21 protein-coding genes and 1 pseudogene are annotated in these 25,683 nt (G+C 72.8%); 10 read left to right on the plus strand and 12 right to left on the minus strand.

The genetic code is table 11. The features are described 5' to 3' along the window. Window positions 1-55: 55 nt before the first annotated feature. Window positions 56-502: a MarR family winged helix-turn-helix transcriptional regulator gene (locus ACZ37P_RS28955; RefSeq protein ID WP_467349322.1), complete on the minus strand. Its 447-nt coding sequence runs from the start codon at window positions 500-502 to the stop codon at window positions 56-58. Between the two features lie 86 nt (window positions 503-588). On the opposite strand from ACZ37P_RS28955, the gene ACZ37P_RS28960 reads away from it, so the two are divergent. Further along, window positions 589-963 carry a cupin domain-containing protein gene (locus tag ACZ37P_RS28960; protein WP_391048546.1) on the plus strand — a complete coding sequence of 125 codons (375 nt, stop codon included), beginning with the start codon at window positions 589-591 and terminating at the stop codon, window positions 961-963. On the opposite strand, the gene ACZ37P_RS28965 is transcribed toward ACZ37P_RS28960, so the two are convergent. Further along, on the minus strand, window positions 956-1,816 hold the full coding sequence (locus ACZ37P_RS28965; RefSeq protein ID WP_355333432.1) for an esterase/lipase family protein: 861 nt from the start codon (window positions 1,814-1,816) through the stop codon (window positions 956-958). The genes ACZ37P_RS28960 and ACZ37P_RS28965 overlap by 8 nt on opposite strands. Window positions 1,817-2,251: 435 nt before the next feature. On the opposite strand from ACZ37P_RS28965, the gene ACZ37P_RS28970 reads away from it, so the two are divergent. The 4 genes and pseudogenes from ACZ37P_RS28970 to ACZ37P_RS28985 all read left to right on the plus strand — a co-directional run. After that, on the plus strand, window positions 2,252-2,950 hold the full coding sequence (locus ACZ37P_RS28970) for a hypothetical protein (protein WP_467349324.1): 699 nt from the start codon (window positions 2,252-2,254) through the stop codon (window positions 2,948-2,950). Between the two features lie 6 nt (window positions 2,951-2,956). Further along, the gene (locus ACZ37P_RS28975) at window positions 2,957-4,498 is read left to right on the plus strand and encodes a Y-family DNA polymerase (protein WP_401313520.1); all 1,542 of its coding nucleotides are present in this window, start codon (window positions 2,957-2,959) and stop codon (window positions 4,496-4,498) included. Beyond that, the gene (locus ACZ37P_RS28980) at window positions 4,491-7,808 is read left to right on the plus strand and encodes an error-prone DNA polymerase (protein WP_467349327.1); all 3,318 of its coding nucleotides are present in this window, start codon (window positions 4,491-4,493) and stop codon (window positions 7,806-7,808) included. The genes ACZ37P_RS28975 and ACZ37P_RS28980 overlap by 8 nt, the downstream gene beginning before the upstream one ends. Before the next feature lie 90 nt (window positions 7,809-7,898). Then, a pseudogene (locus tag ACZ37P_RS28985) lies at window positions 7,899-8,339 on the plus strand (2'-5' RNA ligase family protein); the annotation flags it as partial. Window positions 8,340-8,345: 6 nt separating this feature from the next. Here ACZ37P_RS28985 and ACZ37P_RS28990 read toward each other — a convergent pair. After that, entirely contained in the window at window positions 8,346-9,674 is a 1,329-nt protein-coding gene (locus ACZ37P_RS28990) for an MFS transporter (RefSeq protein WP_467349329.1), read from the minus strand. A gap of 80 nt (window positions 9,675-9,754) precedes the next feature. Here ACZ37P_RS28990 and ACZ37P_RS28995 point away from each other — a divergent pair, with 80 nt between their 5' ends. The 3 genes from ACZ37P_RS28995 (at window position 9,755) to ACZ37P_RS29005 (ending at window position 11,922) form a co-directional block, all read left to right on the plus strand. Continuing rightward, entirely contained in the window at window positions 9,755-10,438 is a 684-nt protein-coding gene (locus tag ACZ37P_RS28995; protein WP_467349330.1) for an ArsR/SmtB family transcription factor, read from the plus strand. Next, window positions 10,438-10,905 carry a PPOX class F420-dependent oxidoreductase gene (locus ACZ37P_RS29000; protein WP_391048563.1) on the plus strand — a complete coding sequence of 156 codons (468 nt, stop codon included), beginning with the start codon at window positions 10,438-10,440 and terminating at the stop codon, window positions 10,903-10,905. Before ACZ37P_RS28995 ends, ACZ37P_RS29000 begins: the two co-directional genes overlap by 1 nt. Window positions 10,906-10,998: 93 nt before the next feature. Further along, entirely contained in the window at window positions 10,999-11,922 is a 924-nt protein-coding gene (locus tag ACZ37P_RS29005; protein WP_467349332.1) for a transglutaminase-like domain-containing protein, read from the plus strand. A 7-nt stretch (window positions 11,923-11,929) separates the two neighbouring features. Here the strand turns inward: ACZ37P_RS29005 and ACZ37P_RS29010 are convergent, their stop codons facing one another. The 5 genes from ACZ37P_RS29010 to ACZ37P_RS29030 form a co-directional block, all read right to left on the minus strand. Then, entirely contained in the window at window positions 11,930-12,919 is a 990-nt protein-coding gene (locus ACZ37P_RS29010; protein ID WP_467349334.1) for a helix-turn-helix transcriptional regulator, read from the minus strand. Window positions 12,920-13,092: 173 nt separating this feature from the next. Next, window positions 13,093-14,118, minus strand: coding sequence for a S1 family peptidase (locus ACZ37P_RS29015; RefSeq protein ID WP_355333459.1), 1,026 nt, complete (start codon window positions 14,116-14,118; stop codon window positions 13,093-13,095). A 239-nt stretch (window positions 14,119-14,357) separates the two neighbouring features. Further along, on the minus strand, window positions 14,358-15,101 hold the full coding sequence (locus ACZ37P_RS29020) for a DUF1684 domain-containing protein (protein ID WP_467349336.1): 744 nt from the start codon (window positions 15,099-15,101) through the stop codon (window positions 14,358-14,360). 236 nt (window positions 15,102-15,337) lie between these two features. Then, window positions 15,338-16,474, minus strand: a complete 1,137-nt coding sequence (locus ACZ37P_RS29025; protein ID WP_467349337.1) for an LLM class oxidoreductase — start codon at window positions 16,472-16,474, stop codon at window positions 15,338-15,340. Window positions 16,475-16,958: 484 nt separating this feature from the next. Then, the gene (locus tag ACZ37P_RS29030) at window positions 16,959-18,200 is read right to left on the minus strand and encodes a DUF5685 family protein (RefSeq protein WP_355333465.1); all 1,242 of its coding nucleotides are present in this window, start codon (window positions 18,198-18,200) and stop codon (window positions 16,959-16,961) included. 457 nt (window positions 18,201-18,657) lie between these two features. Here ACZ37P_RS29030 and ACZ37P_RS29035 point away from each other — a divergent pair, with 457 nt between their 5' ends. Continuing rightward, entirely contained in the window at window positions 18,658-19,101 is a 444-nt protein-coding gene (locus ACZ37P_RS29035) for a cell division protein SepF (protein ID WP_188283772.1), read from the plus strand. 153 nt (window positions 19,102-19,254) lie between these two features. Here ACZ37P_RS29035 and ACZ37P_RS29040 read toward each other — a convergent pair whose 3' ends face one another. Further along, window positions 19,255-20,454: an acyl-CoA dehydrogenase family protein gene (locus ACZ37P_RS29040; RefSeq protein WP_401856343.1), complete on the minus strand. Its 1,200-nt coding sequence runs from the start codon at window positions 20,452-20,454 to the stop codon at window positions 19,255-19,257. Between the two features lie 243 nt (window positions 20,455-20,697). Then, window positions 20,698-22,290: an MFS transporter gene (locus ACZ37P_RS29045; protein WP_467349340.1), complete on the minus strand. Its 1,593-nt coding sequence runs from the start codon at window positions 22,288-22,290 to the stop codon at window positions 20,698-20,700. Between the two features lie 388 nt (window positions 22,291-22,678). On the opposite strand from ACZ37P_RS29045, the gene ACZ37P_RS29050 reads away from it, so the two are divergent. Next, window positions 22,679-23,749, plus strand: a complete 1,071-nt coding sequence (locus tag ACZ37P_RS29050) for a phosphatase PAP2 family protein (RefSeq protein ID WP_467349341.1) — start codon at window positions 22,679-22,681, stop codon at window positions 23,747-23,749. 18 nt (window positions 23,750-23,767) lie between these two features. On the opposite strand, the gene ACZ37P_RS29055 is transcribed toward ACZ37P_RS29050, so the two are convergent. Continuing rightward, complete coding sequence (locus ACZ37P_RS29055; protein WP_188285797.1) at window positions 23,768-24,001, minus strand: I78 family peptidase inhibitor; 234 nt, start codon at window positions 23,999-24,001, stop codon at window positions 23,768-23,770. Between the two features lie 210 nt (window positions 24,002-24,211). After that, complete coding sequence (locus ACZ37P_RS29060; protein WP_467349343.1) at window positions 24,212-25,489, minus strand: glycosyltransferase family 4 protein; 1,278 nt, start codon at window positions 25,487-25,489, stop codon at window positions 24,212-24,214. Window positions 25,490-25,683: the final 194 nt, after the last annotated feature.

Raw genomic sequence — 25,683 nt, forward strand, 5'->3', positions numbered from 1 at the left:
CCACGGCCGGTGCGGCCGGGCCGCGTTCTCCTCCGGCGGTCGGCCGCGTGCCGCGCTACCAGCTCGGACGGATGGGGCCGGTGGGCGCGAGGCGGACCAGTTCGTCGCGCAGCGCAAGCAGCCGCTCCTCGCCGAGGAGTTCGATCCAGGGCTGGACGGCTTCCGCGGCGGACTCCTCGGCGGCGCGGGTGCACCGCCACCCCTGCGGGGTGAGCACAACCAGCCGGGCCCGCGCGTCGTCGGGGTGCGGGCGGCGTTCGACGTACCCCTTGCGCTCCAGCTCGTCCACGATCTGACTGGCCGCCTGGCGAGTGACGCCGAGGTGTTCGGCGACCTCGGTGACGGTCGCGCCGGACGGGGCCAGCCGGGAGAAGACAAAGCCGTGCGTGGGGCGCAGGTCGGTGTAGCCGAGGGCCACGACGCCGTTGTGGATGTCCTCGACGAGCGAGCCGGTGGCGGCGAGGAGCGCCGCGCTCAGGCTCATGGCATCGGAATTCTTCACAGGAACACCTTGACACAGTGCGCAAGCTGCTTGAACATATAGGCAAGGAACTTACGCAAGTTACTTGCCTAACACTGGAGGTTGTCATGCCTTTCATCACCGCGGCCGACGCCGTCGCACATGAGATCCACGGGGTGCGCTTCGTGTCCTACGCGGCGCCCGCACTCGGCAGCGAGGAACTGTGCGCCTGGCGCAGCGAGGTCCCGGCCGGGACGTCGGGACCTCCGCACACCATCACTCGCGAGGAGGTGTTCCTGGTCCTGTCCGGGTCGGTGGAGCTGTCGGTCGACGGGGAGACGCGCTCCCTGACACCGGGAGATGCCGCCATCGCACGGCCCGGCTCCTCCATAGGTCTGTCCAACCGCACGGAGGAGCCGGCCACCTTGTGGGTCACCACGAGCATCGGCCTGCAAGCCACGCTGGCCGACGGCTCGCGCATATCACCGCCATGGGCTAACTGAACGCCGACAGGCAGGTGGTCGGGGTCGCGTGCGCCGGATCGAGCGCGTTCGCCGCCTCGTGGAAGGCGATGCGGTCGGTCAGGCCGATGGCCACATGCTCGGACACGTCGACCGGGCACAGGTTCTGGAGCACGACGTTGTGCACGTCGGGCCCGGACAGCGCCTGGGTCGTATACGGCGTGACGACCTCGTCGTAGATGGTCGAGATCACCGTGTAGTGCACGCCGGGCACGGTGTCGCCGCCCGCGTTCAGGTGCTGCTGGAAGGGCGATCCGGCCACCTGGTCGGCGAGTCCGGGGGTGATCCCGTGGAGCGCGTCGGCCGCACCGGGGAAGTACGGGAGCAGCTTGGTGAGTCCGTCGAGCGTGGTCCCGTGGTTGTCGGGGGCCAGTGCGACCAGGGCGTTCACCTTCGCCGCGCCGCCGAGGAAGCGCAGGTAGTAACGCGGCATCATGCCGCCCTGCGAGTGCCCGACGATGTCGACCTTGGAGGTGCCGGAGGCGGCGAGCACCCGGTCGGTGAAGTCAGAGAGCTGCTGCGCGGAGTCCGCGATCGGACCGAGGCCGCCGATCAACGGCACGCCGGGCAGCATCCCGTAGTCGAACGAGTAGACGCAGTAGCCGCGCTGCACCAGGTAGGGGGCGAAGGCGAGCCAGTTGTCGGTGCCGTTGCCGAAGGTGCCGTGGACCAGGACGACAGGACGGGGGTGTTGGGCCGAGGGGCGGCAGGAGAAGTTGTTCCACCCGCTTGACGGTGCCGAGTTGGCAGATGCGGAAGCGGTGGCAGCGGGCGCCACAACCATCGCGGCAGCCAGCGAAAGCGCGGCCAAGAGCCGTCGCCAGGGCAGCCTCATGTGATCTCCTCGCAGTTCGGGAAAATGGACACACGCAGGCCCTGTGATCCGGATCACGAGGTTGCTGAACACCCGTTAAATTACGCGCGAGTAAGTACGGGCGGCTAGTTACGCGTGAGTAAAAAGTCGGCGCGTCGTTATCCGCCGGTCACAAAACCCACGACCCTCCACGGCATCTCAGCGGAAGTGATGGCCTCCACCGGCGTCCGCGAGTACGGCAGGCGGCGGGCGGACGTCGGCCACCGGAGTGACGACGGCCGAGCGGGCCGAGAACGGCGTCGCGACCACCCCCGCCCGGGCGGCCAGGGGCGGGCCGAGCGGCCGCGGTCGAGCGGATGCAGAGGACATGCGTATCGACCGTACGACACCCCTCACGTGCAGTGATGGTGGTGCGCCGACTTGCCTTGTTCGAACGCGCGTGCGAATGTCGGGGGCATGGGTGCAGTGCTGGCGGCAGACGGTCGGGCGGGACACGGGACGGTCGCCGGACCGGGGTCCGTGTGGGGTCCGCTGCTGCCCGAAGGGCGGCTGCGGGCGGGCACGGTGACCGCTGTCGGCGGGGACAAGGGGCTGCTGCTGGCGTTGGCGGCGCAGGCGGTGGGACGGCGTCCCGGGGCCGGCTGGGCCGTGGTGGGGCTGCCGTCCTTGGGGGCGCTGGCCGCGCGGGACGCGGGACTGGACGCCGGGGCGGGCCTGTGGGTGGACGCGCCGGGGGGCCGGTGGGCGCAGGTGGTGTCGTTGCTGGTGTCGACGGTGCCGGTGATCCTGCTCGGCGCGCCGGGGCCGGCGCCGGGGCGAGTGGTGCGACGGGTGGCCGGACAGGTACGGGCCCACGGCGCCGTGTTGCTCGTGGCCGGTCCGTGGGACGGCGCCGATCTGCGGCTGCGGGTGACCGAGGCGCGGTGGGACGGGCTCGGTGCGGGCCACGGTGTGCTGCGTCATCGCCGCGTGGTGGTGGAGGTGTCCGGGCGCGGCGCCGCGGGCGGTGCCCCGCGCCGGGCGGAGCTGTTGCTGCCCGGCCCGACCGGGATGGCGATGCCCGTGGCGGAGCCCGAACCGGTCTCTCCGCCCGCGGATCAGGTGCGGGCCGGGGCCGCGCCGGGCCGGGGCCGGGCGCTGCGCGTGGTGGGGTGAGCGGGCGTGCGAGTGCTGGTGTCGTGGGTCCCGGACTGGCCGCTGATCACCACGGGGCTGCCGGACGGCGAGCCGGTGGCGGTCGTGTCGGGGGACGGACGGGTGGTGGCGTGTTCGGCCGCGGCGCGGGCGGCCGGGGTACGCCGGGGGATGCGGGTACGGCAGGCGCAGTCCCGCTGCCCCGGGCTGCGGGTCGCCGAACGGGATCAGGCGGCCGAGACGCGCGGGTTCGAACCGGTGGTACGCCGGTTGGAGGCGGAGGTGATGCCGCGGCTGGAGGTGATCCGTCCGGGCATGGTGGCCGCCCCGGCCCGCGGTCCCGCGCGGTACTGGGGCGGCGAGGCGGAGCTGGCCGCGCGGGTCGCCGCGGCGCTCTCCCGGCTCGGCCACCCCGTGCAGAGCGGGGCCGCGGATACGACGTTCGCCGCGGCGCTGGCGGCCCGCGCCCGGTCCGGGGTCCTGGTTCCGGCCGGGGAGACGGCCGGTTTACTCGCCCCCTATCCGGTGGGCGTGCTCGGTCGGCCCCGGCTGGCCGAACTGCTGGTCAGGCTCGGAATCGGCACGCTGGGCGGTTTCGCGGCGCTGCCCTCGGACCAGGTGTCGGCCCGCTTCGGCGCCGACGGGGCGGCGGCGCACCGCACCGCGTCCGGGCGTGAGCCGCGGCTTCTGAACGCCTCGGGCGCGGAGCCCGACCACGCGGTGCGGTGGGGCTTCGACCCTGCCGAGGAACGCACCGAGCCGTTGGCGTTCGCGGGGAAGGCACTGGCCGAACGGTTGCAGGAGCGGCTGACGTCGGCGGGCGTGGTCGGAGCACGAGTGGAGGTGGAGGTGGGCCTGGCCGACGGCCGCAAGTTGCGGCGCGCGTGGCGGCACGAGGGACGGCTGTCGTCGTTGGCGGTCGCGGAGCGGGTGCGCTGGCAGGTGCAGGCGTGGACCGATGCCGGGGATCTCGCCCCGGCCGCCGACGGGGCCGGGGGCGCGGTCGGAGTGGTGGAGCTGGTGCTGCGGCCCCGGCAGCTCAGCGCGGCCACCGGCCGTCAGACGGTGCTGTTCGGCGGGGGCGCCACGCTGGACGATCTGGAGCGTGCGGCCGGTCAGGTGCAGGCGCTGCTCGGGCACCGGGCGGTCACGCGGGTGGAGTTGACCGGGGGCCGCGGCCCGGCCGACCGGGTCCGCAAGGTCCCGGTCGGCGACATCGCCACGCCCCCGGCCGGTGGCGGGCCGTGGCCCGGCAGGCTGCCCGCCCCGCACCCGGCCACGGTGTACCAGCCGCTGCTGCCCGCCCGGTTGCTGGACGGCGCCGGGCAGGTGGTGGGCGTCTCGGGACGGCTGGCGGTCTCCGCGCCTCCGGTCCGGCTGACCGTGGACGGGCTCCCCGGCGTGCTGGAAGTGACCGCGTGGAGTGCGCCGTGGCCCGCGCTGGAACAGTGGTGGGACCGTGACCGTGCGCGGCGGATCGCCCGGATGCAGATCACCACCGCCGCGGGCGGGGCATGGCTGTTGCAGATCTCCGCGGGCCGGTGGTGGGCCGAGGCCCACTATGGCTGACCGCCGCACCGGTCGTCTGCTGCGCCTGCCCGCCGCCGCTCCGCGCACGGCGCGCCCAGCGAATCCGGCGCACGCGGCGGACCCGGCGGACCCGGCACACGCGGCACACACCGAATACCGGGAAGAGCGGAGCCGGTTGCCGTGGGCGGAGCTGCATGTGCACAGCTCGCTGTCGTTCCTCCAGGGGGCCAGTGATCCGGGGGCGCTGGTCACGGAGGCCGTGCGGCTGGGCATCGAGGTGCTGGCGCTCACCGACCGGGACGGGCTGTACGGGGCCCGGCGGGTTGCCGAGGCCGCCCGCGGTACCGGGCTGCGGACCGTGTTCGGCGCCGAACTCACCCTCACCGCTCACGGGCTCGGGCACCCCGTCGTCCTCGCCCGGAACCTCGACGGGTTCCACCGCCTGTCCGCGGCGATCACCGCGGCCCAGCTCGCCGGGTCCAAAGGCCGTCCGGTGTACGACCTCGACGTGCTCGCCCGCGCCGCCGCCGGCGGCGACTGGGCGGTCCTGACCGGCTGCCCGCCCGCCGACGCGGGCGAGGACGGTACGGAGATCGGACAGCTCGCCTTCCACCTCGACCGGCTCGGCGAGGTGTTCGGCAGCGGCAGCGTGCACGCGGAACTCATCGACTGGAATCTTCCCGTCGACAGCGTGCGCGCCGACGCCCTGGTGGTGGCCGCTCACCGCACCGGCACCCCCGTGGTCGCCACCAACGCCGTCCACTACGCCGCGCCCGCGCAGGCCCGGCTCGCCCAGGCCCTCACCGCACTGCGACGGATCGAGACCCTCGACCAGGCCACCGGGCATCTGATGGCCGCGCCGACCGCGCACCTGCGGACCGGGGCGGAGATGGAGGAGCGGCTGGCCCGCTACCCCGGAGCGTACGAATCGACCATCGCCCTGGGCCAGTCGTGCGTCCTGGACCTCGCCGAGCTGCGGCCCGAACTGCCGCGCTTCCCCGTACCGCCCGGTCACGACGACAGCTCCTGGCTGCGGCGACTGGCCGAGCGGGGCTGCGCCGCCCGCTACGGGGCCCGTGACGATCCGGCGGCGGCGACCGCGTGGCGGCAGCTCGACCACGAACTGGGGGTGATCGGCGATCTGGGCATGGCCGGGTACTTCCTGATCGTCCACGACATCGTGCGCTTCTCGCAGGAGCAGGGCATCTGGTGCCAGGGCCGGGGCAGCGCCGCCAGCAGCGTGGTCTGCTACGTCCTGGGCATCACGGCGGTGGACGCGCTCAAGCACGGGTTGCTCTTCGAACGGTTCCTGTCGATGGAGAAGTCCGGGCCGCCGGACATCGACATCGACTTCGAGAACCACCGCCGCGAAGAGGTCATCCAGTACGTCTACACCCGCTACGGCCGTGACCACGCCGCGCAGGTCGCCAACCTCATCAGCTACCAGCCGAAGCTGGCGGTCAGGGACGCGGCCCGAGTGCTCGGTTACCCGGCCGCCGCCGTCAACGCCATGACCCGGTCCCTGCACCACCGGCCCGGCCGCCCCCACACCCCCGACGGCGCGAGCAGCGACACAAACACGGCCACGAGCACGGCCACAAACACAGGCACGGGCACGGGCACGGGCACGGCCACGACAGCCGATCCGGACATCCCCGCCGACGTCACCGAGCTGGCCGCTCAGCTCAAAGGTCTGCCACGGCACCTGGGGGTGCACTCCGGCGGCATGGTGCTGACCGCGCAGCCGATCGGCGAGGTCATGCCGGTCGAATGGGCCACCATGCCCGGCCGGTCCGTCCTCCAGGGCGACAAGGACGACGTCGCCGCCGCCCATCTGGTCAAGATCGATCTGCTGGGTCTCGGCATGCTCGCGGCTCTGCACACCGCCTGTGACCTGATCGCCGGACACCACGGCGTACACCTCGACATGGCGACGATCCCGCAGGACGACCCGCGGGTGTACGCGATGATCGCCCGCGCCGACACCATAGGGGTCTACCAGGCCGAGAGCCGCGCCCAGATCAGCACCCTGCCGCAGCTGAAACCGGCCTGCTTCGAGGACCTCACCGTCGCCGCCTCGATCATCCGCCCCGGGCCGATCCAGGCCGGGAGCAAGCACCCGTATCTGCGGCGCAGGGCGGGCGAGGAACCCGTCACCTACCCCCACCCGCTGGCCGAAGCGGCGCTGAAGAAGTCCCTGGGGGTGGTGTTGTGGCAGGAGCAGGCGATCCGGCTCGCCACCGACTGCGCCGGGTTCACCCCGGGCGAGGCCGACCGGCTCCGCAAGGACCTCGCCGCCAAACACGCCACCGAGAAGGTCGCCCGGCTGCGCGACCGGCTGCTGACCGGCATGGCGCGGCGCGGGATCGGCCCGGACGCCGCGGAGCGGATCATCACCATGATCTCGTCGCTGAGCAGTTACGGCTTCCCCGAGTCCCACGCGCAGTCCATGGCGGGCATCATCTACGCGTCCGCCTGGATCAAGCACTACTACCCCGCGGCCCTGATCGCCGGGATCATGGCCCACTTGCCGATGGGCTTCTACGACTCCCAGACCCTCATCCAGGACGCCCGCCACCACGGCATCGCCGTCCGGGGCGTCGACATCAACGCCTCCGGCGTGCACGCCACCCTCGAACCGGACTCCGCGCGCCCCGACGGACACCCGGCGATCCGCCGCGGGCTCACCAGCGTCCGCGGACTGTCGCAGGACGCCGCCACGACCCTCCTCACGGCCCGCGCCGAGCGGCCGTTCCGAGACCTGGACGATGTCGCCCGACGCGGCGGCCTGGGCGCCCGGCTCCTCGAACAGCTCGCCACCGCCGGCGCCTTCGCGTCCCTGGGCACCGGCCGCCGCACCGCGATCTGGCGCTCCGGCGCCCACACCGCGCACCAGCAGCCGGTCCTGCCCGGCTTCGACGCCCTGCCCGACGCCCCCGAACTCCCCGCCATGACCGCGGGCGAGACCACCCTGGCCGACCTCACCGCCACCGGCGCCACCGCGGGACCGCACCCCGTCCACCACCTGCGCCCCTACCTCGACCACCTCGGCGCACAGCCCACCAAGGCCATCCGCACCTGGCCCGCACAGCGCCGCATCCGCGTCGGCGGCATCGTCAAATACCTCCAACGCCCCCCGACCGCCAACGGCATGGCCTTCGCCGTCGTCGAGGACGAGACCGCCATGGCCAACCTCGTCATCACCCCACCGGTCTGGGCCCTCATCCGCCGCACCATCCTCGACGCCCCCGCCGTCCTGCTCGACGGCCACATCGAACGCGAACACGACGTCACCAACCTCGTCGTCCACACCGCCCGCCCCCTCGGCGAGGGCGAGCCGAAGGCGTAGGACCGCGACGGGTGTTGGGGGACGGTGGGTGTCGGGTGACGGTGGGTGTTGGGTGGCGGTGCGAGGGGCGGGCGGGGGACGATGCCAGGTATGGGTCAGAAGGGAACGTCGGGGCGCGCGGCGGGTACGACCGCGTTGGTGGCTGTGGTGCCGGAGGCGGAGAAGGTGGTGGGCGCGGCGCGGGAGCGGTACGACCCGGCCGCGGCGGAGGGGGTGCCCGCGCATCTCACGGTGCTGTATCCGTTCCTTCCGGCCGAGCGGATCGACGCGGGGGTGCGGGCTGCGCTGGGTGAACTCTTCGCGGGCCACGCCCCGTTCGAGGTGCGCTTCCCCCGCTTCGGGCGGTTCCCGGATCTGCTGTGGCTGGCGCCCGAGCCCGAAGGACCCGTGCGGGCGCTGACCGCGGCGGTGGCGACCCGGTGGCCGGAAGCCCCGCCGTACGGAGGCGCGTTCGGTGATCCGGCCCCCCATCTGACCGTCGCGCAGGGGCAGTCGGACGAGGTGTACGCCGCGGTGGAGGCGGAGTGCGTCCCGGCGCTAGCGCTGCTGCGGACGCGGATCGCGGAGGTCCGGCTGGTGGTCTTCGACGGCGTCCGCTGGACGCAGGACGCCGTGTTCCCCCTGGGCGAAGCCCCCCACGGCGGGGCTCGCTGTAACAGAGCCCACTGAAACGGCGTCCGCCGAACCCGCGCCCCCGCCACGCAGCAGCAGAAGCCACGCGGCCAGCAGCCCGAGGACGCCGACGGCGGCGAGTTGGAGCCGGAAGTCGACCAGGGCGACCAAGCCCGCGCCGAGGGCGGCGGCCAGCGCCGTGGGGCCGAAGATCACCGTGCTCGCGGTGGCCGCGACCCGGCCGACCAGTTCGGGAGCGGTGCGCTGCTGGACGGCGGTGAAGGCCGCGACGATGACCCAGGGCAGCCCGACCCCGATGGCGAGGGTCGCGACGAGTACGACGGGCAGTGAGGGGACGGCGCGCAGGGCGGCGCCGGTGGTGAAGAGCAGCAGGCCGACGGCGGCGAAGACCCGTTCCGGCAGGCGGCGCATGACCGCGCCCGCGACCACTCCGGCGACGATCGACCCGGCGCCCTGCACCACGTAGAGCACCGCCACGAAGGCGGGCGGACGGTGCAGCCCGGCCTCGGTCATCTCGTAGATCGCGGAGCTGCTGAGCCCGGACAGCACCATCGCGACCGCTCCGACGGTCACCAGCGGGCGCAGCAGGGGGTGGTCGCGCAGGCAGCGGATGCCCTCCGCGGCCTGTTCGCGCCAGCCCTCGGCCGGTGGGACCGGCGGGAGTTCACGGGTGCGCAGCATCGCGAAGGCCGCCGCCGCGAGGACGAAGGTGACGGCGTCGAGGACGGCGACGGCCCCGCCGCCGTAGCGCAGGAAGAGGCCCGCGCCGACGAGCGGGGCGAGCAGCTTCATGGCCTCGTTGACGGTCATCCGCAGGCCGTTGAAGTCGCCGCGCAGGTCGACGGGGACGGCGGCGGTGACGAGACCGGCCTCGGCGGCGTCCGACAGCACGGAGGCGGCGCCGACCACCGCGAGGACCACGAACAGCAGCCATGCCTCGCGGCCGGACCGTACCGCGAGAAGGACCGGGAGCAGGACGGCCAGGGCCGCGTTGGTCCAGATCAGCAGCGAGCGGCGGCGCACCCGGTCGGCGAGGGTGCCGAGCACGGGCCCGGCCAGGGCGGGCGCCCACACGCAGAAGGTCACGGCCGCCGCGAGGCTGCTGGAGCCGGTCAGCGTCTTCACCCAGATACCGGCGACGAGCAGCATCGCCGAGTCACCGAAACCGGAGACCAGGACACCGCCCAGATACGTCGCCGCGTCACGGTCCCCCAGGACCTTGCGCACCGTCATGACTCCCAACATATTGCTTGGGAGTCAGCGGCGGCAACCGCCTGCCCGCTTCCCGCGCCCGTGGACGGTCTAATGGGCACATGACGGCGACCGATCCCCTCCTCAGAGCCCTCGCCCACCCGGTGCGGCTGCGCATCGTGTCCCTGGTCTGGAACGCGCCGCTGTCCGCCGCGGAACTCGCCCGCGAACTGGGCGTCTCGCACGCCCTGGCCAGTCAGCATCTGCGCAGGCTGGACGCGGTCGGCCTGGTGGAACTCGCCGAGGTGCGCGCCAACCGCGGCGGCAGGGAACGCCGTTACCGCGCGGTGCACGGCTCCCCGCTCTCCGATCAGCGGGACGAGGGGGCGCTGCTGATCGCCGAGGCGCTGGCCCACAATCTGCGCGACCGGGCGGGCCGCCGCGCGCCGGGCGCCGCGGGGGTGACCTCGGACGCGGAGCTATGGGTGGCGCCCGAGGTCTGGGACACCTTCCGTGTCCGACTGGCCGCGCTCTTCGACGAGCTGCACGACGCGGCGCGAGCACCGCATTCGCCGGGCACGGTCGGAATCGGCGCGACGGTGATGGCGTTTCCCCTCACTGAACCCGACGCCGGACCGGGACCCGCACAGCCCGACCACAAGCACGAGCCAGCCCGCGAGCGCGACCACGACCAGCACCAGCACCAGCACCAGCACCAGCACCAGCACGACCACTCACCCGCGCCCGAGGCCGCACCGGCCACCGGCCACCACCCCGAAGCCCCACGATCAGAACCGGAGCGATGATGAGCCGTCAGGAAACCTCCGCCCACCCGCTGTTCGACCTCCTCCAGCGGCAGCTCAACGGCGTCCTCGTCACGCTGAAGCGGGACGGCCGGCCGCAGTTGTCCAACGTGACCTTCCACTACGACGACTCGACCCGCACCATCCGCGTCTCGGCGACCGACGACCGCGCGAAGACCCGTAATCTGCGCCGCGACCCGCGGGCCAGCTTCTACGTCTCCACGCCCGACCTCGGCGCGTACCTGGTCGCCGAGGGCGACGCCGAACTCACCCCGGTGGCCGCCGATCCGCACGACGCGACCGTGGAGGAGCTGGTCGACCTGTACCGCGCGCTCCGGGGCGAGCACCCGGACTGGGACGAGTACCGCGCCGCGATGGTCGCCGACCACCGCCTGGTGATCAAGCTGCGCGCCGACCGCGCCTACGGCTGGGGCCGCGAAGAGGGCGCCACCAGCGGCCCGTTGGCCTGAGGCCCCCTGAGGCCCGGCGCCGCGACACCGATTGCCACGGACGGACGGCCGAACAGGTTGAATTCCGGCGGGAATTCCCGGCAGAGTTCCCTCATGGACGAAAATGAGTTCGATTTCTACCGGACGCAGAGCGTGGCCAGCGACCCGGGCGGCACGGACGTCTTCGCCGGGCTGCCCGCCGACCCGGGGGTCCTCGCCGAGACGGTGCGCAATCTGCTCGTCCACCGGGAGGAGACGCACCTGTTCGGGTACGAGCTGCCGCGCGACCGCAAGGACGCCGAGGCGGAGACCCGTTACGCGGCGGACATCCTCGCGGTGGCGCGCGGCCTGTGCGACGCGCCGCTCGACCGCCCGCGCCGCCCGGAGGAGCGATTCGCCGGTACCTGCCGGGACTTCGCGCTGCTGCTGTGCTCCGCGCTGCGCGAGAAGGGCGTCCCCGCCAGGGTCCGCGGCGGCTACGCCACGTACTTCACACCGGGTTTCCACGACGACCACTGGATCACCGAGTACTGGGACGCGGACCGCGCGAGCTGGCGGCTGGTCGACGCGCAGATGGCCACGCCCGAGCTGATCAGCGCGCACAGCATCGACTTCGACCCGTTCGACGTGCCGCGCGACCGGTTCGTGGTGGCGGGCCGGGCGTGGCAGGACTGCCGGTCGGGCACGGCGGACCCGCGGACGTACGGGGTCGAACTCCTCGGTCTGCAAGGGTGGTGGTTCGTGCAGCACAATCTGCTGCTCGACCTGGCGATGCTCAACAGCACCGAACTGCTGGTGTGGGACGGCTGGGGGCTGGCCGACCCGCCGAGGGACCAGCCGTTCGACGCGCTCGGCGCCGACGACGTGGCGCTGCTCGACGCGGTCGCCGAACTCAGCGCCGCGGGCGGCCCCTTCACCGGAATCCGCCGTCTCCCGCGCGAGCACGAGGCGCTGCGGGTGCCGCCGGTGGTCAGCTCGCACACCACCTACTTGGGCGAACGGACTGTGACGCTCCGTCAAGCGGTCGCTTTCGACTGAGCCTTGCTCACCCCGGCCCCGAGGACGCCTCCGTCCCGTCGGCCACCCCGCGGTCCGCCGCCCGCGTCAGCCGCCCCGCCACCACCCGCAGATACTCGGCGAGTTCGGGCGGCTCCCGCACTTCGAAGTCCACCCCGAGCATGCCGACGAACATCGCCAGCGCGTCCAACGACTCGAAGCCGGTGGTCAGTTCGCAGGTGTCGGCGTCGATCGGGTCGACCGCTCCGAAACCCGCCCAGATCTGCCGGACGGTCGAGGCGGGCGCGTGCAGCACCACGCGCGCCTGGAAGCGGTACGCGTGCGAGGTGACGCCCTTGGCCACGTACTCCGCCGCGTCCTCGGGCAGTTCGCGGGGCGTGAAGCGCGGGCCGGTGGGCGGCTTGGGCTCCATCCGGTCGACGCGGAAGGTCCGCCAGTCCGCGCGGTCGACGTCGTAGGCGAGCAGGTACCAGCGCCATCCGTGGTGGACGAGCCGGTACGGTTCCACGGCCCGGCGGCTGGCCTTGCCCGCGTAGTCGCGGTAGTCGAAGCGCAGCAACTCCCGGTCCCGGCACGCGGCGCCGATCACGGTCAGCACCTCCTGGCCGACCGTCGGACCGGCGGCGCGCGGCCGTACGGTGACCGCCTGCATCGCCTGGACGCGGTGCCGCAGCCGGGACGGCAGCACCTGCTCCAGCTTGGTCAGCGCGCGTACCGACGTCTCCTGGATCCCCTCGACGCTGCTGCCCGCCCCGGTGCGCAGGCAGAGCGCGACCGCCACCGCCTCCTCGTCGTCGAGCAGCAGCGGCGGCAGCGCGGCGCCCGCGCCCAGCCGGTAGCCGCCCGCGGTGCCGGGCGCCGCGTGCACGGGATAGCCGAGCGCCCGCAGCCGCTCGACGTCACGGCGGACCGTGCGCGCGGTGACGCCCAGCCGCTCGGCGAGGTCGGGCCCCGTCCAGTCGCGGCGTGACTGGAGCAGCGAGAGCAGGCGCAACAGCCGCGCCGAGGTTTCCAGCATGCCGTCCAGTCTGTACGAACCGGCGCCCCCACCGCGCGGGGTGCGGTGGGGGCGTCGGACGGTGGAGCTGTTGAGCGGGTGAAGTGCCTTTGCCCGCAAGGCTTCCGCCCGCTCGGCCGATTCACGCCGACTCGCGCGGGCCTCGCTTACTCGCGCGGGTTTCGGCGGACGGCTCAGTAGACGCTGACCCCGTACGCGCTCAGCGCCTCCGTGACGGGCTGGAAGTACGTGGTCCCGCCGGAGGAGCAGTTGCCGCTGCCGCCGGAGGTCAGGCCGATGGCCTTGGTGCCGTCGTAGAGGGAGCCGCCGCTGTCGCCGGGCTCGGCGCAGACGTTGGTCTTGATCAGACCGTAGACGATCTCGCCGTTGCCGTAGTTGACGGTGGCGTTGAGGGCCTGGACGGTGCCGCTGTGGATGCCGGTGGTCGAGCCGCGACGCGTGACGGACTCGCCGACGTAGGCGTTGGCGGCGCTGGTGATGTCCTGGCTGCCGACGGTGCCGTCATGGGCGACCGTCGAGTCGTAGCGGACGATGCCGTAGTCGTTGGTCGGGAAGCTGGTGCCCGTCGTCGGGCCGATGTAGGTGCCGGAGGTGGTGTAGTACGCGGGCTTGCCCTCGGTGCAGTGACCCGCGGTCAGGAAGTAGTACGTGCTGCCGCTGCGGACGTTGAAGCCCACCGAGCAGCGCCACTGGGTGGTCTGCACCGCGTCGCCGCCGGAGAGCAGCGTGTTGAAGGTGCCCTCGACCCGGTTGATGCGCACGGCGTCGCCGAAGCCGGCCGTGGACTTCTTGAGCTGGTCGAGCTGGGAGGCGGTGACCCGGCTGTCGATGCTGACTTCCAGGGTGTTGCTGCGCGGGTCGACGGACCAGGCGGTGCCCGCGACGTCGGCCGCCTTGGTCGCGTCGCCCGCCTTGGCGAGCTGCGCGGCGCTGTGGGTGACCAGGCGCGGGGTGGCGCCCGCGGCGCGGACGCTGTCGGCCGCGGCCTGGGTGGTGACGTTGACGACGGTGGTCTTGCTCGCCGCGTCGTAGTAGGTGCCCGCGGTGCTGTTCGCGCCGAGGTGGGTCGCGAGGGTGGCGGCCGCGTCGGGCGTGGCCTTGGGGGTGGGGGTGGCGCTCGCCGACGGGAGTGCGATGGCGGTGGCGGCGATCAGGCCGGAGGTGACGGCCAGAAGCTGTATGCGCCGGGTGGTCTTCACTCGTTTCCTCCTGTGGGGGTGGGAGGTTGCGGGGGGATTTGTCGGTGTACTGTCAGACTCGATCCGATATTCGAACGCCTCATACGCCTGACAAGCACTCACAGGAGTATTCAGATCCCACAGGCAACACACAAGGGGGCCTTTCGGCCGGGTAGTTCGGCCGAATGTCCGTACGGCGCCTGACACAGCGCTGCCCCGGCGGTCCAAAAACCGCCGGGGCAACCGGATGTGACGCTGTCTCAGTTGGTGAGAACTGCCCGCTCCCCCGCTTCCAGCGCGAAGGCCAGGGTGTTGCCCGGCGGCGGGAACGGGCAGATGAAGGCGTCCGCGAAAGCGCACGGCGGCAGCGTCGTACGGTTCAGGTCCAGCGTCAGCGAACCGTCGGCGGCCGGCGCGGGCGCGTGCAGGAAACGGAACCGGAAGGTGCTGGTTCCGCTGGTCGCGTCCGCGATGACGCCCCACAGCCTGCCGTCGTCCTCGACCGTCACGGCGAGCGTGTGCTCGGTCCCGTCCACCGTGAACGCCAGCTCGCCGCCGAGGCCGAGACCGCGCTCACGGCCGTCCGCGTTCGGTACCCGGACGGTGCGGTCGGCCTCGAACGGGCGGAAGACCGCGGGCAGCACCCAGCGCTCGTCGGGGTCGAAGGCCGCGATCCCGGCGAAGGCCAGACGGGCGGGCGACCGCGGGTCCCAGACCCGTACGGCGAGCAGGCCCTCGCGGACGATCGCCAGCAGTTTCCTGCCGTCCGGCAGGAACACCGGCTCGCCCTCGGCCTCCAGCACGGTCGACACGCCGTCCGCCTCGTGCACCACCGCCCCGCCGTCCTGCCGCCACCGGCCCGGCAGTCCGGGGATCGTCCCGTCCCCGGCCACGTCGTCGAGCCAGTACGTACCGATCAGGGCCAGCGGACCGTACGGCGCCGCGACGGTCTCGGCCCGCCGCTCGTGCCACCGCTTCCAAGCAAGAACCGTTTCTGCGCTCATGCCGACCAAGCCTTCCATACGGGCCGCGCGAGGCGGATGCGCTCGCACGGCGGTGACCTGCGGGGAGTGTGCCGTGAGGGGGTACGGGGAGTGTCGCGGGAGAGGGCGCGCGGAGTCATGGGACAGGACGTGCGAAGCCTCGGAAGGAGGCGCGCGGAGTCTCGGGAGGAGACGCGCGGAGCCTCGGGAGGCGGCGCGCGGCGACGCACCGCCGTCCGACCGGTGAGACGGGCGGTTCACCGGAGGTCCGGTAACGGGCGGTGCAGGCCCAGGTGTTCGCGCAGCGTCGCGCCGGGGTGGAAGGAGCGGAACAGACCCCGGTGCTGGAGCAGCGCGGTGGTCCCGTTCACGAAGCGCTCCAGATCGCGTCGGGGCTCCACCGGCCGGACGCGGAAGCCGTCGACCGCGCCCGCCTGCTGCCACGCGGCGATCAGCTCGGCCAGGTCGACGGGGCCGCCGCAGAACAGCACGCCGCCCGCGCCGTCCGGCACCAGGGTGATCTCGGCGCCCGGCTCCGGGCCGATCTCGCCGCCGCCGAGGTCGACGGAGAGTTCGGCGAGCACCAGCAGCCGGTCAGGGTCCCGCCCCGCTCCGACCGCCAGCCGCCGCAGTTCGTCCCGTACCAGCCCGGCGGTCTCGGGACCCGCGGCGCGGACGAAGGCGAGGTCGGCGTACCGGGCCGCGACCGCGCGGGCGGCGGGTTCGGTCGCGTCCACCGCCGTGACCGGCCGCCCCTGCCGCACCCGCGGGCCGGGCGCGCCGCCGTCCCACTCCCGCGCGACCGCCTCGGCGACGGCCGCCGTCTCCCGCCACATCGCCTCGGCTCTCGCTTTCGGCGTGAGCGCGGATCTCGGACCGGATCTCAGGTCGGCCGTCCCCCCGGCCCTCGACTCGGACCTCCGACCGGACGCCGGACCGGACCTCCGACCGGACGCCGGCTCAGGCACCGGCTCTGGCACCGCCCGGGGCGTCCAGCCGGCCCGGCCCCGGCTGGCCGAATCCAGGGCGCCGACCGCCGCCGCGACACCACGCGGCCCGGCGCGGGTGACGGGCACCGCGGGGACGAGCCCGATCCGGCCGGTCTCGGCGGCGACCGCGGTGAGTACGGCGAGCGGATCGGCGTCGGCCGCGCCGTCCAGGGTGACGAAGTCCAGCGCGCCGCCCTCCGCGAGCCGGGCCAACTCCCCGTACGAGGCCACCTCGTAGCGGTCGGGGACGTCGATCGCGGCGGCGAGATGCAGCGAGCGCGTACGACGCCGGACGGCGGGTGCGGGCGGCGCGGCGGCAGCGGTCACGGAGGCACCCGAGGACGCGGAGGCCGGGGAAGAAGAGGAAGAAGGCGAGGGAGAAGAAGGGGAGAAGGCAGCAGGCATGCGAAGGCTCCGTGGACACGCGGAAGGGGCACGGGAGTCGTCTTCACACAGGCCGCCGCGTCCCTCAACGCGGCTGGGCCCGTCAAGGGCCTTGACACGAGGCTATGCCGACGCCGTCACCCGCTGTCAAGCATGTCCAGGTGCTGGACCACGCGTCTCAGCGTGGTTGACGGATGCCCTGATGGGCTGCTGCACTGTGGGCATGCGTAGCTGTCGGCTCGTCACTCGCGGCCACATCGACTTCGGTCGGGTGTGGTCGGCGTCGTGTTGTTGTAGCTGACCTTTCTCCGACGGATCGTCCCGTCCTCACACACGCGCGCACGCAGCCCCGCCGTTTGGCCGCCCTCCCTCGGGCGCTCCCCTCGCAGGTCACCCCCGCAGGCCGTCCCGCCCACCGGGCTCCCGCTACGGGCCCGACCTCATTCGTACAGCTCATTCGTACAGCTCACCCGAACACCTCATCCGCACGCCCCGCCGTACAGCCTCAGCAGTCGCACCCGCAGTCGCAGCAGTCACAGCAATCGCAACAATCACCGCAGTCCGAGCAGCCGTCGCAGTCGCAGTCGCAGTTGCTGCACCAGGAGTCGCGGCGCTGCCCGCTCCACGGGTCGTCGTGCTCGCGGCAGCACAGCTCACAGGTGCAGCACATCCCGGCGTAGACCAGGCAGCCCATGATCAGTCCGCGCCTGCGCGGCGGCTCGGGCGGCGGGAAGCCGCCGGGAAAACCGGGGCCGCCGGGCGCGTTCGGCCGCTGGCCCGGACCGTGCGGAGTGCCGCCGGGCGCGCCCGGCGCGTAGGGGTTGCCCGGCGGGGGCGAGGCGGCGGACGGCGCCGCGCCCTGGTGCGCGCAACCGCCGGTGCCGAAGGCCCTGTCCACCGACCGTCCCAATTCGTGGACGAGCAGGACATGGGTGAGCTTGCCCGAGGCGGACCCGGCGAAGTCGGTGTCGCGGAGCGCGAGCCGTATGCCGTGCAGCGCGTCGTCGCACAGCCGCCGCGCCTCGGCGAGGTCGGTGCCGGTCGCGGTGAGCGGGTTCCAGGCGCCGGAGCGGGTGTCCTCGGCCAGGTCCTCGACCGCGTCCAGGAGGTGGGCGAGCCGTCCGAAGAGCCGTCCGGCCTCCGCCAGCGGTTCCCGGTTGGCGGGCCGCCCGGCGAGTACGGCGGTGTGCGCGAAGGCCGCGGCGGTCGCCGTCTCGGTGGGCTCGGTGACGGTCAGCAGCGAGGTGCCGAGTCCGGCCGCCGCCTCGATCCCGCCCTGCCGCCCGACCGCGTCGAGCAGCACCGCGGTGTCGAAGCCCAGGCTGTCACCGGTACGCGCCCCGGCCCGGTCCCAGCGGCGTGCGACCGTACGGGCCGCCGCGGCGACCGGCCGCCGGGCGAACGCCCCGTCGGCGTCCTCCACATGGTCACGCATCTTCGCCGAGGCGAGCACCAGCGAGACGGCCGCGGCCAGCCGCGCGCCCTCCCCCATGGCGACCGGCGCCGTCCGCATCCCGCGCAGCGGGCACGGCCCGGCCTTGCGGCGCAGGCTGTCGGCGTCACCGGAGACGGCCGTCTGCGCCTCGACGAGCACCGACACGACGAGTCCGTCGTAGTTGGTGGCGATTCTCGCGAACTGGCCGTGCCCGTCCCGCAACGCGAGACACAGGCCGCACAAGTGGGCCGTCCAGGAGGCCGCGAGCCCCTCGGACATGCGGTGCCGACACGGCCTGATGATCCCGAACATCGCGTGCTCCCCCGTTGAACTCGCCCGCCCGCAGGGCCGACCCCTGCGACCGGCGGACATATTATCCGCAGCCGGGGGCAGGGGTCAGTCGTCGGCGGCAGCCGTACGGGTCCGTCCGGGCCCACGGTCGGCCGCCACCACGACGCGCGGATCGCGTACGACGGTTCGGGGCCGGCCGGTGGGCGCCGGATACGAGCGGACTTACGACGACACGTACGGCCGTGCCTACGAGCGCGCGTACGGCCGGACGGCCCCGCGTGTCACCCGGAAGTGGGGAGCGCTCCCAACGAAGTGTCAGGGGCCATATCCCTGGGCCTGCCTGACGATCCGCCACTATCGTGTGCACCAGTACCGTCACAAGACGCCTGACTGGCGGCAATCCGCTTGGCACATCATCCACATCATGGACGACCATAGGACTGCGGACGGTACTGACCGTGTGAGAGAGGAGGCGTCCATGGGATCGGTTCGACGGGCGAGTGCTTGGCTGGGCCTCGTTGACGACAACGGCGGCGAGGGTTACTACGACGAGGAGTACGCCGACTACGGCGAGGGCTCCGAGCGGGCTGACACGTGGGTGACCGACCCGCGGGTGCGGGTGGCCACCGAGACCGCCGAAGAGCAGGGCCGCAGGATCGCCACCGTGACCCCGGACGGTTTCCGGGACGCGCGCGGCATCGGGGAGCTGTTCCGCGAGGGCGTCCCGGTCATCGTCAACCTCACCGGCATGGAGCCGAGCGACGCCAAGCGCGTCGTCGACTTCGCCGCCGGTCTCACGTTCGGGCTGCGCGGCTCCATCGAGCGCGTCGCCACCAGGGTCTTCCTGCTGACTCCCGCCGACTACATGGTCATGAACGCCGACGCCAAGCGCGGCGGCGACGGCTTCTTCAACCAGAACTGACACGCTGGTTCGACCAGAACCGACACTCTGGCCGCCGCTCTCTCACCCGCCCGCCGGTCCCGCCCCTGCCGGGGGCCGGGGGTTGTCTCCCCGGGGACAGCCCCCGATCAGGACCGGGCAGGGCGCTCACCGGGCGGGTACGGCCGCACCGCGTCATCCGCGGAAGGCGTCGAGTCCGGTGAGCGCCTTGCCCAGGACGAGCTGGTGCATCTCGACCGTGCCCTCATAGGTGAGCACGGACTCCAGGTTGGTGGCGTGCCGCATCACCGGGTACTCCAGTGAGATCCCGTTGGCGCCCAGGATCGTCCGGGCGGTGCGGCAGATCTCGATCGCCTCGCGGACGTTGTTGAGCTTGCCGAAGCTCACCTGTTCCGGCCGCAGCCGTCCGGCGTCCATCCGCTGTCCCAGGTGGTGGGCGAGCAGGATGCCCTTGTGCAGTTCGACCGCCATGTCGGCGAGTTTGGCCTGGGTGAGCTGGAAGCCGCCGATCGGCCTGCCGAACTGCTCGCGCGTCGTCGCGTACGACAGCGCGGCCTCGAAGCTGCTGCGCGCGGCGCCCATCGCGCCCCACACGATTCCGTAGCGCGCGTGGCTGAGGCAGCTCAGCGGTCCGCGCAGGCCGGTGACCTCGGGGAGCACGGCGTCGGCGGGCAACCGGACGTCGTCCATGACGAGTTCGCTGGTGACCGAGGCGCGCAGGCTCCACTTGTGGTGGATCTCCGGCGCGGAGAAGCCGGGGGTGTCGGTGGGGACGACGAAGCCGCGGATGCCGCCGGGCGCGTCCGTCGTCTGGGCCCAGACGACGGCGACACCGGCCACCGAGCCGTTGGTGATCCACATCTTGCGGCCGCTGAGCACCCAGTCGGAGCCGTCCCGCCTGGCGTGGGTGGTCATGGCGGCCGGGTCGGAGCCGTGGTCGGGTTCGGTGAGGCCGAAGCAGCCGATCACCTCGCCCGCGGCCATCGACGGGAGCCAGCGCCGCTTCTGTTCCTCGGAGCCGTAGCGGTGGACGGCGTACATCGCGAGCGAGCCCTGGACCGAGACCAGCGACCGGATGCCGGAGTCGGCGGCCTCCAGTTCCAGACAGGCCAGGCCGTACTGGACGGCGCTCGCGCCCGCGCAGCCGTAGCCGGTCAGCGGCATGCCGAGGGCGCCGATCGCGCCCAGCTCACGGGCGAGTTCCCTGATGACGGGCAGTTCGCCGCGCTCGTACCAGTCGGCGACATGCGGCAGCACGCGGTCGGCGGCCCATTTCCGTACGGTGTCGCGGACCGCGCGGTCCTCGGGCGTCAGCAGGTCGTCGAGGCCCAGCGGGTCGTACGGGTCGAAGGGCGGGGTTGCGGCTCCGGGCATGACGGGGGACCTCCGGCACAGAAGGACACGGAAACTAGCAGCGGTAACCTACGGCTCGGCGCCGACGTTACGTTTCAGTCTGCCGCGCGTCCAGACCGCTCGGCCCGCCGCGCGCCGGGAGCGTCGGGAGCCGGATGTCCCGGCCGGCGGGAGCCCGATCTCATGGCCAAAGGCAGCGGGTGGGAGCCCGGCGCCGGGACCTTCGCGCACCCCGTGGCCCGGCCGCCTGGGGCCGGACGCGGCTCACTCCCCCGGCGCGCCGGACCGTACGGCCGCCGCGGGCTCCTGGCGGGCCGGGACCACCAGATCGCAGGTGGCCTGCCCCTTGTCCGCGCCGCATTCCATGACCCGCGGCAGCCGCAGCGCGGCCAGCGCCCCGGTGAGCAGCAGCCCCGCGCTCACCAGCAGGGTCATGTGCAGCCCGGTGACGAAGGAGTGCCGGGCCGCGTGCCGCAGCGCCGCGCCCGACCCGCCGCCGAGCCGGTCGGCGACGTCGTACGCCTCACCGAGCGAGTGGCCCGCGGCGGTGCTGTCGGCGGCGCTCACTCCCGGGGTGCGGGCGACGCCCGGCGCGTAGGCGGCGTTCATCACACTGCCGAGCAGCGCGATGCCCATCCCGGCGCCCAGTTGGTACGAGGTCTCGCCGATCGCCGCCGCGCCGCCCGCCTGGTGCGCGGGGGATTCGCTGAGCATGGACTCGTAGGCGCCGAAGAGGGTGGCCTCCAGGCCGAAGCCGAGCAGGACGAAGGCGGTGGTGAGCAGGACCGGCCGGTCGCTCTGGCCCATGGCGGTCAGCGCGAGTACGGCGACGGCGGTGAGCACGAAGCCGCCGCAGACCATGCGGCGTGGACCGAAGCCGCGCAGCATGCGGGAGCCGGTGAGTCCCGCGGCCATGGCGGCGAAGGTGAGCGGCAGCAGGCGCAGTCCGGTCTGGAGCGGGCTGAGGCCGAGGACCAGTTGCAGGTACTGCACCGCGATCAGTTCCAGGCCGACCAGGGCGAGCATGGCGAGCACGATGCAGCCGACCGAGGTGGAGAAGGCGGGCTGGGAGAACATCCGGACGTCGATCAGCGGATGCTCGCGGCGGCGCTGGCGGCGTATGAACCAGACCAGCAGGCCCACTCCGGCCAGCAGCGGGACGAAGGCGGAGGCGTCCAGCGGGCTCGCGCCGCCGCCGAGCCGCTTCATGCCGAGGACCACGCCGAGGACGCCGAGGGCGGCGGTGACCGCGCCGAGCACGTCCCACGGGCCGTCGGTGCTGCCCCGGGACTCCGGCAGGAGTATCCGGCCGAGCGGCAGCATCACGGCCATCAGCGGGATGTTGATCAGGAAGACCGAGCCCCACCAGAAGTGCTCGACGAGGAAGCCGCCGAGCACCGGGCCGACGGCGGCGCCCACCGCGGCGACCGCGCTCCACACGCCGATCGCCGTCGCGCGCTCGCGGCGGTCGGGGAAGACCTGTCGAAGTATCGACAAAGTGGCAGGCATGATCATCGCGCCGCCGGCGCCGAGCAGCGCGCGGGCGGCGATCAGTACGTGGGGCGTCGGCGCGAAGGCGGCGAGCGCGGAGGCCACGCCGAAGAGGGCGTAGCCGATCAGCAGGACCTTGCGGCGGCCGATGCGGTCGCCGAGTGTCCCGAAAAGGATCAGCAGAGAGGCGGCGATCAGCGGATAGGCGTCCACGATCCACAGCAGGTCCTGGGCGCCGGGCCGCAGATCCTCGGTGAGGGCGGGGACGGCCACGTGCAGCACCGTCGCGTCGAGAGCGACGATCAGCAGGCTGACGCAGAGGACGAACAGAATGGTCCACCTGCTGACCGGCCTCGTCATACGCATACCTCCACGAACGAGTGAGTCGTCAGCGTACGCGAGACCACTCGCTGGTCACGGGCTCACAACACCCGGTCACCGCCCCCGCGGGACCCCCTCGGACACCCGTCGCGCGCCCCGGCGCCGCCCGTGCGCGGCCCCGTTCGATCACGTCGGCCCGGGTATGGACGGGGAAACTGCGGAGAAAGGTGAGGGAAATAAGCAATAAATAAGAAGGCCGCACCTTGCCGACCCTGTGAGTATCAACACCCGAACATAAACTCCAGCCACTCCCGCATTCCGCCCGAATCACCGGCCGCCAAAGGGCTCCCTGAGACGCACTCCACATCACATCGTCATTACAAAGCAGCTCGTACGGCCGAACTATGCCGTCACACGCTGTAACGTCGATTGAGTGCGAACCGATGAGAAGCGCCTCCGTACGGCGGAGCGCCCGACCACCCGCGACCTGCCGCGGATGAGCCGAACACGCGTGTGGCTGTTCGGTTCGACGCTGGCGGTCTACGTGGCGATCGTCGTGGGCGTCCTCACCACTTCCAAACTGGTGACGCTGGACTGGCAGGTCATGCTCTGGCGTCCTTACAAACAATGGCCGCAAATCCACGCGTTCCTGGATTATTTCGTCGTCCTCGGCCAACGAGGTCCCACCGCGGTGATGGTGCTCGCGTGGCTGGGGTGGCGCGCGTGGCGCCACCGCACGCTGCACCCGCTGCTGGTCCTCGGCACCTCACTGCTGTTGCTGAACATCACCGTGGGAGCCGTGAAATACGGTCTCGGGCGGCTCGGTCCGCACTACGCGACGACCGTCGGCTCCGCCGAGATGTTCGCCGGCGGCGATATATTTCCCTCGGGTCACACCGCCAACGCGGTCGTGACCTGGGGCGTTCTGGCGTATCTGGCCACGACTCCGCGCGCCCGCAGGCTGGGGTCCGTGGTGAGCGCGCTGCTCGCGCTCGGCGTGGGCGCCACGACGGTCTACCTCGGTACGCACTGGGTGAGCGACGTGCTGCTCGGCTGGGCGGCCGGTCTGCTGATCCTGCTGGCGCTGCCGTGGTTCGAGCCCGCGATGGCACGGGCCGAGGACTTCCTGGCCTACGCCTGGGCCCGGATGCGCACCGGTTCCGCCGAAGCGGTCCTCCGCCCGGAGGCCGTGAGCCCGGTGCTGGTCGCCCAGCGCTCCCCGGCCTCCGCGCAGGACCAGGACCCGGACGCGGAGCAGGAGGAGCACGCGCCGAGCCGCGCGACGGTCGGCGCGGGCGCCCGGGGCGCCACCGCGGCGGTCACGGCCACCACGACCACTCCGGTCGCCGCCGCCCCGCACGCGCCCGGCAGGCCGCCCACCGGACGCAACGAACGCACACCGCTCACCCCGGTCGGCAGCCGCCGTCCGCCCGTCGAGCGCCCGGCCAGGCCCACGACCCCGCTCGCGCACCAGCAGGTGCGCGGCCGGGGCATCGCGGGCTGAGCCGGGCGGCTCGGCCCGTCAGCCGACCCAGCAGCGCTGGACGCGGCCCCCTTCCACGGTGAAGTTCAGCCGCCCGACGACGTACTCCATGGTCACGATCGCGCCGGGCGGCAGGCTGCGCACCGTCTGCCAGCCCCGCTGCTCGGCCAGGCGCTCGGCCTCCCGCGCGTCGAGGCCGGTGTAGGCGTCGGGGTCGTCGGCCGGGCTCCGTGGGGGCCGCGGATCCTGTGGGGTCTGAGGGTTGTGAGGCATACCTTCACGGTAGGCGTCCCCGGGCCGGAACGACCTTGATCATCACGTTTCTGTCACAGATCGTGCCCTACGGTTCGCTCCGTCCCCGTGAATACCCGCAGGTCACTGAATTACCTGTCCACACAACTCCCGCACAGCATCTTCGCAATGCCTCCGGTTACTCGCGGGTCCATGAGCATGAAGAGATAGGAATTGGGTAGACGGTCGTCTTTAACTGACGATGTGTTGCCTTCGGCGTCCGGCCTTCCTGACCGCGGCCCCCGTCATGTCCCCCGCGGACAGCAGGGCGCCCATCGTCCGCCCGACCGACGCGCGGACCGCGGCGCGCGGACGGGCGCCGCCGCGCGCCCGGTCGTCCAGCAGCCGCTGGAAGAGGTCCACATGGCGCCGGGCGATGACCGAGGGGTCGTAGTGCGCCGAGGAGGCCAGCGCGGCGCGGCCCATCTCCCGGCGGCGCTCGTCGTCCTCGATGAGCGACAGCAGCGCGGCGGCGATCGCGTCGATGTCGCGCGGCGGCACCAGCAGACCGTTCACGCCGTCGTCGACGATCTCCCGCGGCCCGAGCGGGCAGTCGGTGGAGACCACGGGAAGCCCCGCGCACATGCCCTCCACCAGCGTCATGCCGAAGGACTCCAGGGTCGAGGTGACGGCGAGCACCGACGCCTTGGCCAGCTCCGGTTCGATCGGCGAGACCGCGCCCATCAGCTTCACGTTGTCGCGCACGCCCAGTTCGGTGACGAGCGCTTCGAGCTTCGCGCGCTCGCGGCCCGAGCCGTACAGCCGCAGCGTCCAGTCGGGGCGGCGGTCGCGGACGAGGGCGAAGGCGCGGATCAGGTCGTCGTAGCGCTTGGCGGGGGCGAGCCGACCGGCGGCGACCACGACGGGCGCGGTGCAGTCGGAGGGGGCGGCGCCGGTGGGCGGCACGCTGTTGGGGACGGCGGCGACCCGGACGCCCGGCATACGGCGGCGGTAGACGGCCGCGTCGGCCTCCGTGGTGGTGGTGACGGCGTCCAGGCCCGGGTAGTGGCGGCGCAGGGTCAGCACGAGCCGCGTGGAGTGCGTGTCGAGCGTCAGGTGCTCCTGGGCGACCCGGACGAGGCCGCGCGGCGCCTGGCGGGCGAGGTGCACGTTGAGGCCCGGCCGGGTGCCGACCACCACGTCGGTGTCGAGTTCCGCCAGGCACGCGCCGATGCGTTCGTCGGTGATCGGGCTGTAGAGGGCGTGCCGCCGGTCGGTGGACGGGAAGATCGCCGACGGCCGCTGGTGGCGCGGGTCGTCGAGGACGCCGTCCTGGGCGCCTTTGCGGATGTCGACCAGATATCTCAGCCGGATCCGGGGGTCGTACGTGAACTCGGGCCGGTCGCGGTCGCGGAAGACCGAGACGATCTCGACCTCGTGTTCGTCGGCCAGCCGCGCCGCCAGATTGCGCACCGTGCGAATGGTGCCGCCGATGCCGTACGTGGTGTGTATCAGGAAGGTGATGCGCATGGGCGTGCCCGTGTTCCTGTTCCCCCGCTGGACGCGGGTCGGTCGGCCCGCGCGACCGACCGTAGCAACCGTGGGGGGGGCCCTTGTTGGGGGGGGTAGGGGAAGGGGGGGGGGGGTTGGTCGGGTGGGGGGCAGCGGTAGGTGGGAGGGGGGGAGGTGCTCTTCGGCGCCGGGGAGGGGGCGGGGGCGAGGAG

The sequence above is a fragment of the Streptomyces sp. NPDC024632 genome (assembly GCF_055559175.1).